General features: G+C 54.0%; 15 protein-coding genes. 11 read left to right on the top strand and 4 right to left on the bottom strand.

What is annotated here, in order from left to right:
* Positions 1-70 precede the first annotated feature (70 nt).
* Entirely contained in the window at positions 71-949 is an 879-nt protein-coding gene (locus tag JZ655_RS10495) for a LysR family transcriptional regulator (RefSeq protein ID WP_046885435.1), read from the bottom strand.
* 109 nt (positions 950-1,058) lie between these two features.
* On the opposite strand from JZ655_RS10495, the gene JZ655_RS10490 reads away from it, so the two are divergent.
* The 6 genes from JZ655_RS10490 (at position 1,059) to JZ655_RS10465 (ending at position 7,145) form a co-directional block, all read left to right on the top strand.
* Complete coding sequence (locus tag JZ655_RS10490) at positions 1,059-1,910, top strand: Vmh family MBL fold metallo-hydrolase (RefSeq protein ID WP_207293780.1); 852 nt, start codon at positions 1,059-1,061, stop codon at positions 1,908-1,910.
* A gap of 51 nt (positions 1,911-1,961) precedes the next feature.
* Positions 1,962-2,483, top strand: a complete 522-nt coding sequence (locus tag JZ655_RS10485; RefSeq protein ID WP_207293832.1) for a VOC family protein — start codon at positions 1,962-1,964, stop codon at positions 2,481-2,483.
* 140 nt (positions 2,484-2,623) lie between these two features.
* Positions 2,624-2,839 (top strand): biofilm-dependent modulation protein, encoded by a 216-nt coding sequence (gene bdm / locus JZ655_RS10480; protein ID WP_040075660.1) that lies wholly within the window; start codon positions 2,624-2,626, stop codon positions 2,837-2,839.
* A 95-nt stretch (positions 2,840-2,934) separates the two neighbouring features.
* Positions 2,935-3,072 (top strand): stationary-phase-induced ribosome-associated protein, encoded by a 138-nt coding sequence (gene sra, locus JZ655_RS10475; protein WP_040075659.1) that lies wholly within the window; start codon positions 2,935-2,937, stop codon positions 3,070-3,072.
* A gap of 177 nt (positions 3,073-3,249) precedes the next feature.
* Positions 3,250-4,947 carry an NAD-dependent malic enzyme gene (locus JZ655_RS10470; RefSeq protein WP_040075658.1) on the top strand — a complete coding sequence of 566 codons (1,698 nt, stop codon included), beginning with the start codon at positions 3,250-3,252 and terminating at the stop codon, positions 4,945-4,947.
* A gap of 494 nt (positions 4,948-5,441) precedes the next feature.
* Positions 5,442-7,145: an ABC-F family ATP-binding cassette domain-containing protein gene (locus tag JZ655_RS10465; RefSeq protein ID WP_207293779.1), complete on the top strand. Its 1,704-nt coding sequence runs from the start codon at positions 5,442-5,444 to the stop codon at positions 7,143-7,145.
* A 41-nt stretch (positions 7,146-7,186) separates the two neighbouring features.
* On the opposite strand, the gene JZ655_RS10460 is transcribed toward JZ655_RS10465, so the two are convergent.
* Complete coding sequence (locus tag JZ655_RS10460; protein ID WP_046885431.1) at positions 7,187-7,786, bottom strand: inorganic diphosphatase; 600 nt, start codon at positions 7,784-7,786, stop codon at positions 7,187-7,189.
* 273 nt (positions 7,787-8,059) lie between these two features.
* On the opposite strand from JZ655_RS10460, the gene adhP reads away from it, so the two are divergent.
* Positions 8,060-9,070, top strand: a complete 1,011-nt coding sequence (adhP, locus tag JZ655_RS10455; protein ID WP_040075655.1) for an alcohol dehydrogenase AdhP — start codon at positions 8,060-8,062, stop codon at positions 9,068-9,070.
* Between the two features lie 32 nt (positions 9,071-9,102).
* Here adhP and JZ655_RS10450 read toward each other — a convergent pair whose 3' ends face one another.
* Entirely contained in the window at positions 9,103-9,612 is a 510-nt protein-coding gene (locus JZ655_RS10450) for an RrF2 family transcriptional regulator (protein WP_040075653.1), read from the bottom strand.
* A gap of 223 nt (positions 9,613-9,835) precedes the next feature.
* On the opposite strand from JZ655_RS10450, the gene JZ655_RS10445 reads away from it, so the two are divergent.
* Entirely contained in the window at positions 9,836-11,038 is a 1,203-nt protein-coding gene (locus JZ655_RS10445; protein WP_207293778.1) for an NAD(P)/FAD-dependent oxidoreductase, read from the top strand.
* 67 nt (positions 11,039-11,105) lie between these two features.
* Here the strand turns inward: JZ655_RS10445 and araJ are convergent, their stop codons facing one another.
* Positions 11,106-12,281: an MFS transporter AraJ gene (gene araJ, locus JZ655_RS10440; RefSeq protein WP_207293777.1), complete on the bottom strand. Its 1,176-nt coding sequence runs from the start codon at positions 12,279-12,281 to the stop codon at positions 11,106-11,108.
* A 198-nt stretch (positions 12,282-12,479) separates the two neighbouring features.
* Here araJ and ppk2 point away from each other — a divergent pair, with 198 nt between their 5' ends.
* The 3 genes from ppk2 (at position 12,480) to JZ655_RS10425 (ending at position 13,914) form a co-directional block, all read left to right on the top strand.
* Positions 12,480-13,298 carry a polyphosphate kinase 2 gene (gene ppk2, locus JZ655_RS10435; RefSeq protein ID WP_040075650.1) on the top strand — a complete coding sequence of 273 codons (819 nt, stop codon included), beginning with the start codon at positions 12,480-12,482 and terminating at the stop codon, positions 13,296-13,298.
* A 104-nt stretch (positions 13,299-13,402) separates the two neighbouring features.
* Positions 13,403-13,591, top strand: coding sequence for a type II toxin-antitoxin system CcdA family antitoxin (locus tag JZ655_RS10430; protein WP_040075649.1), 189 nt, complete (start codon positions 13,403-13,405; stop codon positions 13,589-13,591).
* Positions 13,591-13,914, top strand: a complete 324-nt coding sequence (locus JZ655_RS10425) for a CcdB family protein (RefSeq protein ID WP_040075648.1) — start codon at positions 13,591-13,593, stop codon at positions 13,912-13,914. Before JZ655_RS10430 ends, JZ655_RS10425 begins: the two co-directional genes overlap by 1 nt.
* The last annotated feature ends 9 nt before the right edge of the window (positions 13,915-13,923 follow it).

Raw genomic sequence — 13,923 nt, 5'->3', positions numbered from 1 at the left:
TCCTTTTGACATACAAAGGGTTAAGTATAGACCACCCTTTTTGCCTGACCCGAAACACGGATAATTCTTGTTAATTGCGCAGATGTTGTTCAACGGCGTCAAGGAAAAGGCGCAGCGCGGCGGGCTGGTATTCGCGTGACTGATAGATACCGAAAATAGACAAGGGCTTAGGCGTGAGTTCGGGCAATACCGGCACCAGTTCACCCTGCGCCAGCGCAGCCTGCGCCTCCTGCTCGGGCAGCATGGCAATTCCGCAGTGGGCTACGGCAGCAGCCAGTAAGAGCGATGAGATACTGGCGCTGAGATTACCCCCGACGGCTACGCTCAGCCCCTCCCCCTCCGGGGTGATAAATTGCCAGGACTGCCCGGCAAAAAAGCTGTAATGCAGACAGTTATGCTGAGCTAATGCCTGCGGGTGCTGCGGTGTGCCATGAGTAGCCAGATAATGCGGCGAGGCGCAGAGCACTGACCTACAGCGCCCCAGCTTACGGGCAATCATGCCCGGCTCCGGGTTATCCGTGATGCGAATAGCGACATCAATCCGTTCTCCCACCAGGCTGACCGGGTGATTATTCACATCCAGCTCGACGCGCACCTGCGGGTAGCGCGCCAGAAAATCAGGCAAAATGGGGGCAAGCATATGGAGGGCGGTAAAATGGGCGCAGGCGACGCGTAACGTACCGGAGGGCAGATCGCGGGGCGCATGGCCTTCGATCTCGTGCGACAGCTGCGCCAGCGTACGGGTTTTCTGCAGCACGTTCTCCCCTGCCGCCGTCAGCGTGAGCTTGCGGGTCGAGCGGTTCACCAGCCGGGTTCCGGCCCACTTTTCCATCTGTTCCAGATAGCGGCTCACCATCGGGCGTGAAATACCCAGCGCACGGGCTGCCGCGCTCAGGCTCCCCAGTTCACATATGCGGTTATAGACCTGAGCGGCAATGACGCGATCCATGAAAACTCCATTTGTTCGATTTATGAAACTAAGCATGTCTTGTTTCAGTAATTCTGGCAAATGCGCTGAGGGGTACAATAGCGGCTTTGTTGCTAACCGAGACCCGAAGATGAAGCTTACCCACCTTGCCGTACTGTGCACCCTTATCACCCCCGCCGCCTTTGCGGCCCCATTGACCGTAGAGAGCTATAACCCGCAGGAGAACGCGATTTTTGCCGTCTCCTCAACGCTGGTTTATGGCCCGAAAGAGGCTGTCCTTTTTGATGCGCAGTTCAGCGTGAAAGATGGTGAAGCGCTGGTCGAGAAAATTCGTCGCAGCGGCAGGAAGCTGAACAAAATTGTGATCACCTCCGGCGACCCGGATTTCTACTTTGGTCTGCAGCCGCTGGTGAAGGCCTTCCCGGAGGCCAAAATCCTGGCAACCCGGCAGGTAGTGGATCACATTAACGCCACCAAAGAGGCGAAACTGCAATTCTGGGGACCGCAGATGAAAGACGGTGCGCCGACTAATCTGTACGTGCCGCAGGTGCTGGCCTCCACAACTTTTATGATCGACGGCGAAAAAGTGTCGATAGAGCATGCTGACGATTACGCGGCTTACGTCTGGATCCCGTCCGCGAAAACCATCCTGGGGGGAACCGGCGTTTCCTGGGGCATTCACGTCTGGACGGCGGATACGCAAACCAAAGAATCCCGCCAGCAGTGGCAACAGACGCTGGCGGCGATGGCGGCCCATCAGCCAGAGCGGGTAATTCCGGGCCATTACCTCGGTACGCCGCCTGCGGGAGCGGAGGCGATTCGTTTTACTCAGCATTATCTTGCCCAGTTTGAAACTGCCCTGGCGCAGCATAAAAAATCGGCGGATGTGATTAACACTATGAAAAAAGCCTATCCTGACCTGGCCGAAGTTAGCTCGCTTGAGTTAAGCGCCAAAGTGAATACCGGCGAAATGAAGTGGTAATAAGCTAACCTCCTCCTGCTATAGTGAATAATTCGTATAGCAGGAGGAATGATGCAAACGACAGTAAGAGGTATTGACCACATAGGTATTACGGTGCCTGATATTGAACAAGCCACGTTATTTTTAGAACAGGCACTGGACGCGCGCATTTTATATCGCTCTGTCGAACCCGGCAGCGAGAATATCGACCCTGAGGCGCAGCAGCATACGTTAAGATTATTCCCCGGCACGGAAATACGCGCCATCCGCATGCTGGCCTTGCCGCACGGCCCCGGTATCGAACTCTTTGAAATGCACGGCCCACACCAACAGTCCCCCGCCCGCCCCAGCGATTTTGGCCTGCAGCACTTTGCTGTCTATGTCGATGATTTTTCGCAGGCAATCAGCCGTTTTACCGCAGCCGGCGGCGAGATATTTACCGAACCAAAAGCGCTCTCTTTTCCCGCTGAAAAAGGAGAAGGTAATGCGTTTTGTTATGGTAAAACCCCTTGGGGGAGAGTGATTGAATTGATCTCGTGGCCTTCGCCAATGCCTTATGAAAAATATACGGAACTGCGTCGCTGGAAGCCATAATATATTCTCCAAATACAGTTTGATGATATTTTTATTTCCAGGACGAATCTTAAACACAGCGGTAAAAATATTTGTCATTCTGAATGCGTATTATGTTTTTGCGAGCCGTACCATTAAACAGAGAACGACACGGAGGCAACATGTTTAATTATTATTCTGCGACCAACTCTTCCGCACAGCCGGAACTGGTAAATGCCATTGCACAGGGTTTACGTGCCGAAATGGGTGCTGTCACCGAAGATGACATTTTGATGGAGCTGACCAAATGGGTCGAAGCGTCAGACAATGACATCCTCAGTGATATCTACCAGCAGACCATTAACTACGTGGTTAGCGGTCAGCACGCAGCTTTATAAAAGCCTGCTAAGCTCAATGGGCAACCTTCATGGTTATATTTCGTTTGCGTAAGCAGACTGGTCCTTAAAACTATCAACAGGATTGAGGAGTTAAGATGAAATCGAACCGTCAGGCACGTCACATTCTGGGGCTGAACTACAAACTCTCTAACCAGAGAAAAGTGGTGATTGAAAACAATCAGGAGTCAGTTACCACCCATGCGACCGGCAGAAAGCGCCACGCAGATAAATAAAGCACACACTGTGATGCGAAACGCCATCGATTTTATCGGTGGCGTTTTTGTTTCCAGAGTGCGGAAATTAATATTCACCTCATTTATACTACCCCCCACCGCAGCCCTGAAGCCAGGCCATCGATGCTGAAAAACGACAATGCCAGGGACCGGATATTCAAAAATTAAGTGAGTGACATGGACAACAAACTGAAAAAACATCGTTCCCTTTACATCCCCTATGCCGGCCCTGTCCTGCTGGAGTTCCCGCTTCTGAACAAGGGCAGCGCCTTTAGCCTGGAAGAGCGCAGCAACTTCAACCTGCTCGGCCTGTTGCCCGAAGTGGTAGAAACCATTGAAGAACAGGCGGAACGCGCCTGGATCCAGTACCAGGGCTTCAAGACTGAAATTGATAAACACATCTACCTGCGCAATATTCAGGACACCAACGAAACCCTCTTCTATCGCCTGGTACAAAACCACCTCGAAGAAATGATGCCGGTCATCTACACCCCGACCGTTGGCGCCGCCTGCGAACGTTTCTCTGAAATTTATCGTCGTTCCCGCGGGGTGTTCATCTCTTACCAGAATCGTCACAACATGGACGATATTCTGCAGAACGTGCCGAATCACAACATTAAAGTCATTGTGGTCACCGACGGGGAGCGCATCCTCGGCCTGGGGGATCAGGGCATTGGCGGAATGGGGATCCCTATCGGCAAGCTGTCGCTCTACACCGCCTGTGGCGGCATCAGCCCGGCGTATACCCTGCCGGTAGTTCTGGATGTGGGCACCAATAATCCGCAGCTGCTCAACGACCCACTCTATATGGGCTGGCGTCACCCGCGTATTACCGATGAAGAGTATTATCAGTTTGTGGACGACTTCATCCAGGCGGTTAAACATCGCTGGCCGGACGTGCTGTTGCAGTTCGAAGATTTTGCCCAGAAGAACGCCATGCCGCTGCTTAACCGCTATCGCGATGAGATCTGCTCTTTCAACGATGACATCCAGGGCACCGCTGCCGTCACGGTGGGTACCCTGATCGCGGCCAGCCGTGCGGCAGGCAGTCAACTGAGTTACCAGAAGATCGTCTTCCTGGGCGCGGGTTCTGCCGGGTGTGGTATCGCCGAGCAAATTATCGCCCAGACCCAGCGGGAAGGATTAAGCGAAGAGCTGGCCCGTTCACGCGTCTTTATGGTGGATCGGTTTGGTCTGCTGACCGACGCGATGCCAAATCTGCTGCCGTTCCAGAGCAAACTGGTGCAGAAGCGCGACAACCTCAAAAACTGGGATACCGACAACGAAGTCCTCTCTCTGCTTGACGTGGTGCGTAATGTTAAGCCGGATATCCTGATTGGCGTCTCTGGCCAGACGGGTCTCTTCACCGAAGAGATCATCCGCGAGATGCACAAATATTGCGCTCGCCCGATCGTGATGCCGCTCTCTAACCCGACATCTCGTGTGGAAGCGACGCCGCAGGACATTATCGCCTGGACCGAAGGGAACGCGCTGGTCGCGACCGGCAGCCCGTTTGCGCCAGTGGTGTGGAAGGATAAAACCTACCCGATTGCCCAGTGCAATAACTCTTACATTTTCCCGGGTATCGGCCTTGGGGTCATTGCCTCTGGTGCTTCGCGCATTACTGACGAGATGCTGATGTCAGCCAGTGAAACCCTGGCCAAGCACTCTCCTCTGGTCAATAACGGAGAGGGGCTGGTCCTGCCTGAGCTGAAGGATATCCATGTGGTCTCCCGCGCAATTGCGTTTGCCGTGGGCAAGATGGCGCAACAGCAAGGCGTGGCGGTGAAGACCTCCGCCGATGCGTTGCAGCAGGCGATTGATGATAATTTCTGGATGCCGGAGTACCGGAGTTATCGTCGTACATCGATTTAAGATCGTAACGGTAACGTCGGTTGTCATGCCAGTCAGTTAAGCAATCCGGCGTCGCTAAGACAGTAGAGTGGAAAGGTTCCGTTCACTAAGGCATCTCTGCGTTATGCCGCTTCCTCTGCGGTGAACGGAACAATTCCACCGTGCTTAACCGATCGGCAATGACAACCTCGGTTGCCGTTTTTTTTGCTGACGCTCTGTGCCTTACCCGTTACTTTGCCCTTTCACCGCTAGCCAAAACCTTTCCGTCCCGCTACACTCCCCTTACCCATAAATCTAATGAATATATAAGGAGGCTAATTATGCTGTACTGTGAAATCTTTCTGTTTTCACGTACTTATGGTGATCGCACCTGCTCAAGCGTTATCGATATCGTGCTGCGATAACTTCGGCTTGAGCGAAGATACCATTCACTAAACCCTTCTCTCGGGCTTACCGGGTTATCGTCAGCGTTGTTTGACGAGGCATTCTCATGCCTGTAACTCTTGAGTAAGCAAATGAGCACATTACTAACTGCACAATCCCTTCGTGTTGATACGGCGTTTGGCACGCTTTTCGACAACCTCTCCTTTACGCTGAAAAAAGGCGACCGCATTGGTCTGCTGGGCGATAACGGCTGCGGGAAAAGTACCCTTCTGAAGATCCTCGACGGCACCGACTCGCCACTTACGGGCACGGTGACGCTGGCCGGACACTGCCTGATGGCGCGAGTGGAACAGCACCTTCCGGAGGCGCTCTATCCGCTGACGTTGCTGGACGCGGTACTGGCACAACTCCCTGCACCCGAGCGTGACAGCCTGCGCTGGCGGGCAGAAACGTTACTTGCCGGCATGGGTTTTGCCAGTCAGGATCTGGCGTTAACGTCAGCGACGCTCAGCGGCGGGCAGCATACCCGTCTGCTGCTGGCGCGAGCGCTGATTCGCGAGCCCGATCTCTTGCTGCTGGATGAACCCAGTAACCACCTCGATCTGCCTACGCTGCTCTGGCTGGAGACGTTTTTACAGCGCTGGACGGGGAGCTTTGTGCTAGTTTCGCATGACAGACAACTGCTGGATGCGGTGACCAACGGCAGCTGGATCCTGCGCGACCAGCGCCTGCACTACTTCGCCCTTCCCTGCACCCAGGCGCGCCGCGCACTCTCTGAGCGGGACGAAAGCGATGCACTTCGCCACAAAGCCGAGCAGAAAGAGATTGACCGGATCGCCGCCAGCGCCAAACGGCTGGCAACCTGGGGCAAGGTCTATGACAACGAAGATCTCTCCCGCAAAGCGAAGCAGATGGAACGTCAGGTCGAACGGCTTAAAGAGAGTCAGACCGATCTGACGGCAGGCTCACCCTGGACGTTAACCCTGCGTGGCGACGCCCTGCGTGCTGACCGTCTTCTGGAGATGACAACTCTTGCGGTGCCGCCCGCGCCGGGCCTGAGCCCGCTCTTTACGCTGGATAGCGCCCGGCTAAAAAGCGGCGACCGGGTAGCCATAGTTGGGCGTAACGGCTGCGGGAAATCATCGCTGATGAGGCTTATCTGGCAGCAATTTATCGCCGGGCAAGCCACTGAGGCACTGAATATCCACCCGCGGGTTACGCTCGGTTATTACGACCAGACCCTGCATCAACTGCCGGATGACGCCAGCCTGCTGGAAGCACTGGCGCCTTTCGCTGCCGATCCTCAGCGTCGCAAAATGGCCCTGATTAGCGCTGGCTTCCCGTGGATACGGCACGGTCAGGCTGTGAGTACCCTGAGCGGCGGCGAGCGTTCGCGGCTGCTGTTCGTTGGGCTGACGCTGGCGCGATTTAGTTTGCTGATGCTGGACGAGCCGACCAACCACCTGGACATGGAAGGCAAAGAGGCGCTGGCCGGGACCCTGGAGCAGTTCGAGGGCGGCGTACTGCTGGTGAGCCACGATCGTCAGTTAATACGCCAGAGCTGTAATCGCTTCTGGCTCATTGAGGACGGTAAGCTTAGCGAGTGGCATGATGCCGACGCGGTATTTGAGCGTCTGCGCCATAGCGTCCAACTTCCGGCGGTAGCTGACGACTCCGTTGACGTTCAACACGAGGAAAACGAGGATCTGCTGGAACGGCTGATTGCGCTGGAGACACTGCTTGCAGAAGATCTGGCGCGCAAGCCTAAACATCAGAAACCGCTGCTGCAGGCGCAGTGGCGTGAGGCCATCGACAGGCTAACGGCACAGCTATAAACCACAGCCCGGCGGCCTTGCGCCGCCGGGCTGCATAGCAGTTATTGCGCAGGTTTCGCTTTCCAGGCATCCCATGCCTGTTTAATTTCCTGCTTCGCGGTCGCGGCATCGTTAAAGCCATTCAGCTCCACTTTTTTGCGCCCTTCCGGCAGCTCCTTATAGACGCGGAAAAAGGCTTCCAGACGTTGCTGCTCAATCTTCGGCAGATCGCTCAGCTCTTTAATGTCATCGTAGGTCGGGTCGATTTTGCTTGCCGGTACGGCCACGATTTTGTCATCTTTTTCACCGCCATCGATCATCTTCAGCACGCCAATGGCGCGCAGTTTGATCAGGGTGCCGGGCGCCATCGGCGCACGGGTATAAAACACCACGTCCAGCGGATCGCCATCCCCTGCCAGCGACTGGGTCAGGGACCCGTAGTTCGCCGGATAGGCCACCGGCATAGACTGGAAACGATCGGCAATGATAAAGCCCGTTTTGGCATCGGTTTCGTATTTAATAATCCCGCCAGCCGGGATTTCAGTGACCGCGTAAAACTCTTCCGGATTATTCTCCGGCTGCGGGAACTCAAGAATATTTTGGGCCTGAACGGAGGCAGATAACAGCAGGCTCACGGCGAGCACTTTTTTGACCAGATGCATTGTCTTTTAACTCTTTGGTTATTAGGAAGACAACACCTTACGGAGCAAAAATGTCAGAAACATGACGGTTTATTGACGAAACCGATAGCCAACCATTCATCATAGTTATTAATCATTCACCCCCTCTCACCAGGCAAAATACCGACTAAATTATTACATTATGTTGCTCTGCCCTTGCCGGATTGATTGAAAGAATTAATCCTTAAGAGGTATGTCGTTAGTACGATATGCCGGACCTGCCTCGCAGATCTCATCATGAACATGGAGAAACATATGAAAGCTGCAGTTGTGACAAAAGACCATCATGTGGACGTGACCGACAAAACTCTTCGCGCACTCAAGCATGGCGAAGCGCTGCTGAAGATGGAGTGCTGTGGCGTGTGCCATACCGATCTTCACGTTAAAAATGGCGATTTTGGTGACAAAACCGGGGTGATTCTCGGGCATGAAGGTATCGGGGTCGTGAAAGAAGTTGGGCCGGGCGTCACCTCCCTCAAGGTGGGTGACCGTGCAAGCGTCGCCTGGTTCTTTGAAGGATGTGGTCATTGCGAATACTGTAACTCGGGCAACGAAACCTTATGCCGCACGGTAAAGAACGCCGGCTATTCAGTGGACGGTGGCATGGCTGAAGAGTGCATCGTTACCGCCGACTACTCGGTCAAGGTGCCGGACGGTCTGGGGTCGGCAGAAGCCAGCAGCATTACCTGCGCCGGAGTGACTACCTACAAAGCGGTGAAGATTTCAGACATCAAACCCGGCCAGTGGATTGCTATTTATGGCCTGGGCGGCCTGGGGAACCTGGCGCTGCAATACGCTAAGAATGTCTTTAACGCCAAAGTGATTGCCATTGATGTCAATGACGAACAGCTGAAGCTGGCGGCGGAGATGGGGGCTGATCTCACCATCAACTCGCGCACCGAAGATGCAGCTAAGATCGTTCAGGAGAAGGCCGGTGGTGCCCATGCTGCCGTGGTGACCGCAGTGGCAAAAGCGGCCTTCAACTCAGCGGTGGATGCCGTGCGTGCCGGTGGCCGCGTGGTTGCCGTGGGCCTTCCACCCGAAGCGATGAGCCTGGACATTCCACGTCTGGTGCTGGATGGCATCCAGGTCGTAGGCTCTCTGGTGGGCACGCGCCAGGATCTGACCGAAGCGTTCCAGTTTGCTGCGGAAGGAAAAGTGGTACCGAAAGTGGCCCTGCGTCCGCTGGGTGATATCAACGCCATTTTCAAAGAGATGGAACAGGGCCAGATCCGTGGCCGTATGGTGATTGATTTCCGCCAGTAAGTCTTAACCCTCGTCTTAGGACGAGGGCGCTTTCAGTTAGAACTGCGCCTGTCGGCAATCCACTCCTGCACTTCAATCTGAAAGGTATCCGGCGCTTTACGGAACATCTTGCGTGCCAGATCCAGAATGGTATGCCGGGATAACTCCTCTTCCATCCGCTGCTGCGCACTGTCCATCACCGAACGGACGCCGCACGGCCCTTCGCAGGCCCATGCGGGAGGGGCTTCATCAAACAGCGCCAGCCGCTGTCGCACTTCGCGACATTCGAACATGTTCTTCTGGCCATCGATGGCATGCGCCACATCCAGCACGGTGATCAGCTCGGCCGCACGCGCCAGCTTAAACCCTCCGCCCTTACCTTCGGTGCTGATGACCAGCCCGGCGCGGGAGAGGCGCGTGAATATTTTGCCCAGGTAGTCATAAGGCACGCCCTGCAGTTCGGCCATTTCCCGCACGCTCATTTCGCGCTCATTGCCCTTTGCATCCACCATGCACATCAGGCTGTGAATACCGTATTCCACACCGGAACTGTAAAAGGCCATGCGTAACTCCGTAATGATTAATCCTGGTTAGTATAGCGTTAGCGTCCTTCTGAAAACTAGTCCGAACCAGATAGCAGTCCTAACCTGTTATTTAACAAGAATATTTATTGCAATCCAAAATTCGTGCTTGCGCTTAACTCAGAAAACTATTGTCGCAGTTAACTACGACAAGTATAGTTGGAGTCAGGTCAGACATAGAGCCTGACGCGTTTAAGGAACGAAGATGAAGAAGCAACTTTTGATTGTGGGCAGCGGCTTTGCCGGAATGTGGGCGGCGGTCAGTGCTGCGCGTGTAGCTGAACTGAGTAGCAGCGATGACCTTCAGATCGCCGTGCTGGCCCCCGCCGCCGAGCTGCGCGTGCGTCCGCGTTTTTACGAGGAAAATGTCGCCGGGCTACGTGCCCCATTAAGCGACCTCTATGCCGAGCTTGATGTCGAATTTATCGCAGGTCACGCAGAACGCATTGATACTACTGAAAAAACGGTCTGGTACCGCGCACAGGATGGCGGCACGTCGCTCAGGAACTATGACCGTGTGATCCTGGCAACCGGCAGCCAAATCCGTCGTCCTGCCATTAACGGCCTGGCAGAGTATGCTTTTGATATCGACCAGATGGAATCTGCGCAAATCTTTGAAAAACACCTCGACGAACTGGTCAATCAGCCAGCGAGCCTTGCGCGAAATACGGTGGTGGTCTGCGGTGGCGGTTTTACCGGCATTGAGCTGGCGACCGAATTACCGGCACGTCTGCGTGCACGTCTTGGTGATGATACCCAGACCAGAGTTATCGTAGTTGAGCGCGGTGATAAAATCGGCGGACGTTTCAGCGAGGCACTGAGTCAGGTCATCGCGGAAGCCAGCATTGGGCTGGGCGTTGAATGGCGCGTGAACAGCGAAGTTGAGTCCATCGACGCGACGGGCGTAACGCTAAAAGGCGGCGAACATATTGAATCGTCTACCGTGGTCTGGACCGCCGGTGTGGAGGCGCATCCCCTCACCCAGCAGATCCGCGCTGAACGCGATGCGCAGGGGCGTCTGCGCGTAAATGATTTACTGCAAATCCCGGCACTTCCCGACGTCTATGCCACCGGCGATACGGCACATGCGAAAACCGACGAGCTCGGTAATACCGCGCTGATGACCTGCCAGCATGCGATCCAGCTTGGAAAATTCGCCGGTCATAATGCGGCGGCCAGCCTGCTGAACGCCGCGCCTCACCCTTATCGTCAGGTTAATTATGTTACCTGTCTGGATCTCGGGGGCTGGGGCGCGGTCTACACAGAGGGCTGGGAACAGGCGGTGAAGAGCGTGCGTGAGGAGGCGAAAAAAATCAAAATCGCCATTACTAACGAACTCATCTACCCACCGGCGGCAAACCGCGCGATTGCCTTTGCCGCCGGCGATCCGCTGGCAAAATTTGTTTAATATCGCCAACCGCCCTCATGGGCGGTTGTTTTACATTCTGCATGAAACCAGACGGGCCTGAAAAGCATCAGGCTACCGCGCTGGCGCTGGAATGAGCCCCTCTTGATTTCCGATATCCGTACATCAATAAACAGGACATTGCGGCAAACGACAGCAGGGCTGCGGGCAGCGTGACATAGTCCCAGCTGTAGCCAAGCGTAATCATCAATCCACCGAACCAGGCCCCAATTGCGCTGCCAAGGTTAAAGGCCACCTGGCCGCCTGCCGCCCCCAGCAATTCCCCGCCTTTGGCGTTTTGCAGTAACAAAATCTGCAACGGCGCAGAGAGTGCAAAGAGTCCGGCGCAGCAGATAAAGCCCATCACCAGCGAGGCGGTTTGGTTCTCACCGAAAGTGAACAGCAGCAACAGGGACAAGACAATCACCAGGTCTGTTGTGGCGGCAATGCGCAGCGGACTGAAACGTCCGGATAACTTGCCGCTGAGCAGGTTGCCGAGCACCATCCCCAGCCCCATCAGCATCATGATGAAGGTCATAAACAGGTCAGAGAAACCAGAGACGTTAACCATGAAGGGTTTAACGAAGCTAAACCAGGCAAACACCCCTGCGTTGCCAAACATGGTCGCGGCAAAGATCAGCCAGGGCTCAGGTTTCTTCAAAAAATGGAACTGCTCGGTGAGGCGGGCTTCGCTTTTATCGTAGAGCTTAGGCACCCATAAGAGTATGGAAAGGATCACCAGCGCATCGAAAAGCGCAATCAGGGCGAAGGTGTAACGCCAATGATAGGTCTGGCCAATCCAGGTGCCCAGCGGCACGCCCATCAGATTGGCGACCGTCATGCCGGCAATCATTCCGGATACGGCCAGCGTGACTTTACCCGGCGGCGCGATTTTAGAAAGAAGAATGGCCCCGACGCCAAAGAAAGCACCATGCGGAAGACCCGAGATCAGACGGCCCAGCGCCAGCATGGTATAGGAGTTTGCGCAGGTGAAAATGGCATTACCTGCCACGCAGAGCGCCACCAGAAAGAGCAGCGTGCTCTTCAGGGAAAACTTACTGGAGAAGAGCGCGATGATCGGCGCGCCAATCACTACGCCAAAAGCGTAAAACGAGATCATATTGCCCGCAGAGGGAATGGAGATCCCGGTATCCTGCGCCAGTTCAGTTAACACACCCATAATGCCAAATTCGGCCATACCCAGGCCGAAGGTGCCAAGTGCCAACGAAAAAATGATTTTTTTCATACCACGACCACTTGTTAATAAATTGCAACGCGCATTATCGGCCAATCTTACTGTGTGAGCCAGTTCAAAACTGTCCGCTGACCGTTTCATCCATTATTTCGGGTAGGGTGTGAATATTTTCCGCCAGCCTGCCACGCCACGATTACACTTCAAGGTGTTAGCACGCAATGAACCTGCAACTCTATCGAGGATCGCAACATGGCAGAGAAGAAAAAGAGCAAGGCCGCCGCGGATGCCACTCCCACTGCGCCGCTTAAAAACAAAGCGTATGAAAAAGAGCTGCGCCGACTGCACGTGGAGCTGGTTAAATTGCAGCAGTGGGTGGTCGCAAAAGGCTTAAAAGTCTGCATCGTCTTTGAAGGGCGAGATGGTGCCGGTAAAGGCGGTACCATCAAAGCCATCACCGAGCGCGTCAGCCCGCGAGTATTTCGGGTTGTGGCTCTCCCTGCCCCAACCGAAAAAGAGAAAAGCCAACTCTACATGCAGCGCTATGTGCCTCATCTGCCTTCTGCCGGCGAGATCGTTATCTTTGACCGCAGTTGGTATAACCGCGCCGGTGTAGAACGCGTGATGGGGTTCTGTACTGAGGATCAAGTCGAAAAATTTCTTGATGGCACCCCGGTAATGGAAAAGGCCATGGTGGATGCAGGCATTATCTTGCTGAAGTATTGGCTTGAGGTTACGCCGAAAGAGCAAGAGCGCCGGCTTCGCGATCGTATTAACGACGGGCGCAAGACCTGGAAGCTCTCCCCGATGGATATTAAATCCTTCAATATGTGGGATGAATATACTGCCGCCCGCGACGCCATGTTTGAAGCCACCGACACCGCCTGGGCGCCCTGGTTTGTGGCGCGTTCAGAAGATAAAAAGCGCGTTCGCCTGAATATTATTTCGCATCTGCTGTCACAGATTCCGTATAAAGATCTGCATATTAAGCCGATGGATTTACCGAAGCGAAAAATAGGCAAGATAAAACCGACGAAATATCCGTTCAGGTATATTGCGGAGCGCTTCTAAAATTACTGGAAGACGCCTCGCAAGAATCACTCTTGCCAGGAGAAGTGCTATTGTCTTTTGTCGGCTGCGGTTGATAATAACCGCACCAACACAGGAGGTGAAAAATGAAAGCAAACGAGAAAGAAAATCGCTGTACTCAGCAGCATCTAAGCCCAGCGATGCCGCTTCCCGCCTTGCACAAAGATGATAAATTACCGCCAGGCCAGCACGACAAAGAATTTATTAAAGCTATGAATGCGTTTACAGCAAAAGCGGGGCTATTGTCAGATGATCCCTATTTCGGAGGGATTTGATGGGATATCAGTTCGATATTTACCGCAACCCATCGGGCAGGACTTGCGAGTATCAACCCTATTTTATGATCATTCAACATGATTGGTATGACGACTTATCAACGAGGCTTATTATACCATTAAGTTATCGTATTCATCTGAATAGCCATATTCACTCTGCAACTCCTCTGGTGAACATTGAATTCGAGAAGTTGTTCCTGAATACACCTGGTATGACTCATATAGATAAAAATAAGCTCAATAAGAAAAACTATGTCTGTAATTTACAGAGTGCACGAAGTCGTGTTATCGCAAGCATTGATGCTTTAATCACCAATACATGACCCGCAAAG

Source organism: Leclercia pneumoniae (assembly GCF_017348915.1).
In the GTDB taxonomy this organism is placed as follows: Bacteria; Pseudomonadota; Gammaproteobacteria; order Enterobacterales; family Enterobacteriaceae; genus Enterobacter; species Enterobacter pneumoniae.
Note: the sequence above shows the minus strand (reverse complement) of the source record. Positions and strands in the feature narration are given on the sequence as shown.

Coding starts and splice junctions, on each gene's coding strand:
- JZ655_RS10495 (WP_046885435.1), bottom strand. CDS start 949: ATGGATCGCGTCATTGCCGCTCAGGTCTATAACCGCATATGTGAACTG.
- JZ655_RS10490 (WP_207293780.1), top strand. CDS start 1,059: ATGAAGCTTACCCACCTTGCCGTACTGTGCACCCTTATCACCCCCGCC.
- JZ655_RS10485 (WP_207293832.1), top strand. CDS start 1,962: ATGCAAACGACAGTAAGAGGTATTGACCACATAGGTATTACGGTGCCT.
- bdm (WP_040075660.1), top strand. CDS start 2,624: ATGTTTAATTATTATTCTGCGACCAACTCTTCCGCACAGCCGGAACTG.
- sra (WP_040075659.1), top strand. CDS start 2,935: ATGAAATCGAACCGTCAGGCACGTCACATTCTGGGGCTGAACTACAAA.
- JZ655_RS10470 (WP_040075658.1), top strand. CDS start 3,250: ATGGACAACAAACTGAAAAAACATCGTTCCCTTTACATCCCCTATGCC.
- JZ655_RS10465 (WP_207293779.1), top strand. CDS start 5,442: ATGAGCACATTACTAACTGCACAATCCCTTCGTGTTGATACGGCGTTT.
- JZ655_RS10460 (WP_046885431.1), bottom strand. CDS start 7,786: ATGCATCTGGTCAAAAAAGTGCTCGCCGTGAGCCTGCTGTTATCTGCC.
- adhP (WP_040075655.1), top strand. CDS start 8,060: ATGAAAGCTGCAGTTGTGACAAAAGACCATCATGTGGACGTGACCGAC.
- JZ655_RS10450 (WP_040075653.1), bottom strand. CDS start 9,612: ATGGCCTTTTACAGTTCCGGTGTGGAATACGGTATTCACAGCCTGATG.
- JZ655_RS10445 (WP_207293778.1), top strand. CDS start 9,836: ATGAAGAAGCAACTTTTGATTGTGGGCAGCGGCTTTGCCGGAATGTGG.
- araJ (WP_207293777.1), bottom strand. CDS start 12,281: ATGAAAAAAATCATTTTTTCGTTGGCACTTGGCACCTTCGGCCTGGGT.
- ppk2 (WP_040075650.1), top strand. CDS start 12,480: ATGGCAGAGAAGAAAAAGAGCAAGGCCGCCGCGGATGCCACTCCCACT.
- JZ655_RS10430 (WP_040075649.1), top strand. CDS start 13,403: ATGAAAGCAAACGAGAAAGAAAATCGCTGTACTCAGCAGCATCTAAGC.
- JZ655_RS10425 (WP_040075648.1), top strand. CDS start 13,591: ATGGGATATCAGTTCGATATTTACCGCAACCCATCGGGCAGGACTTGC.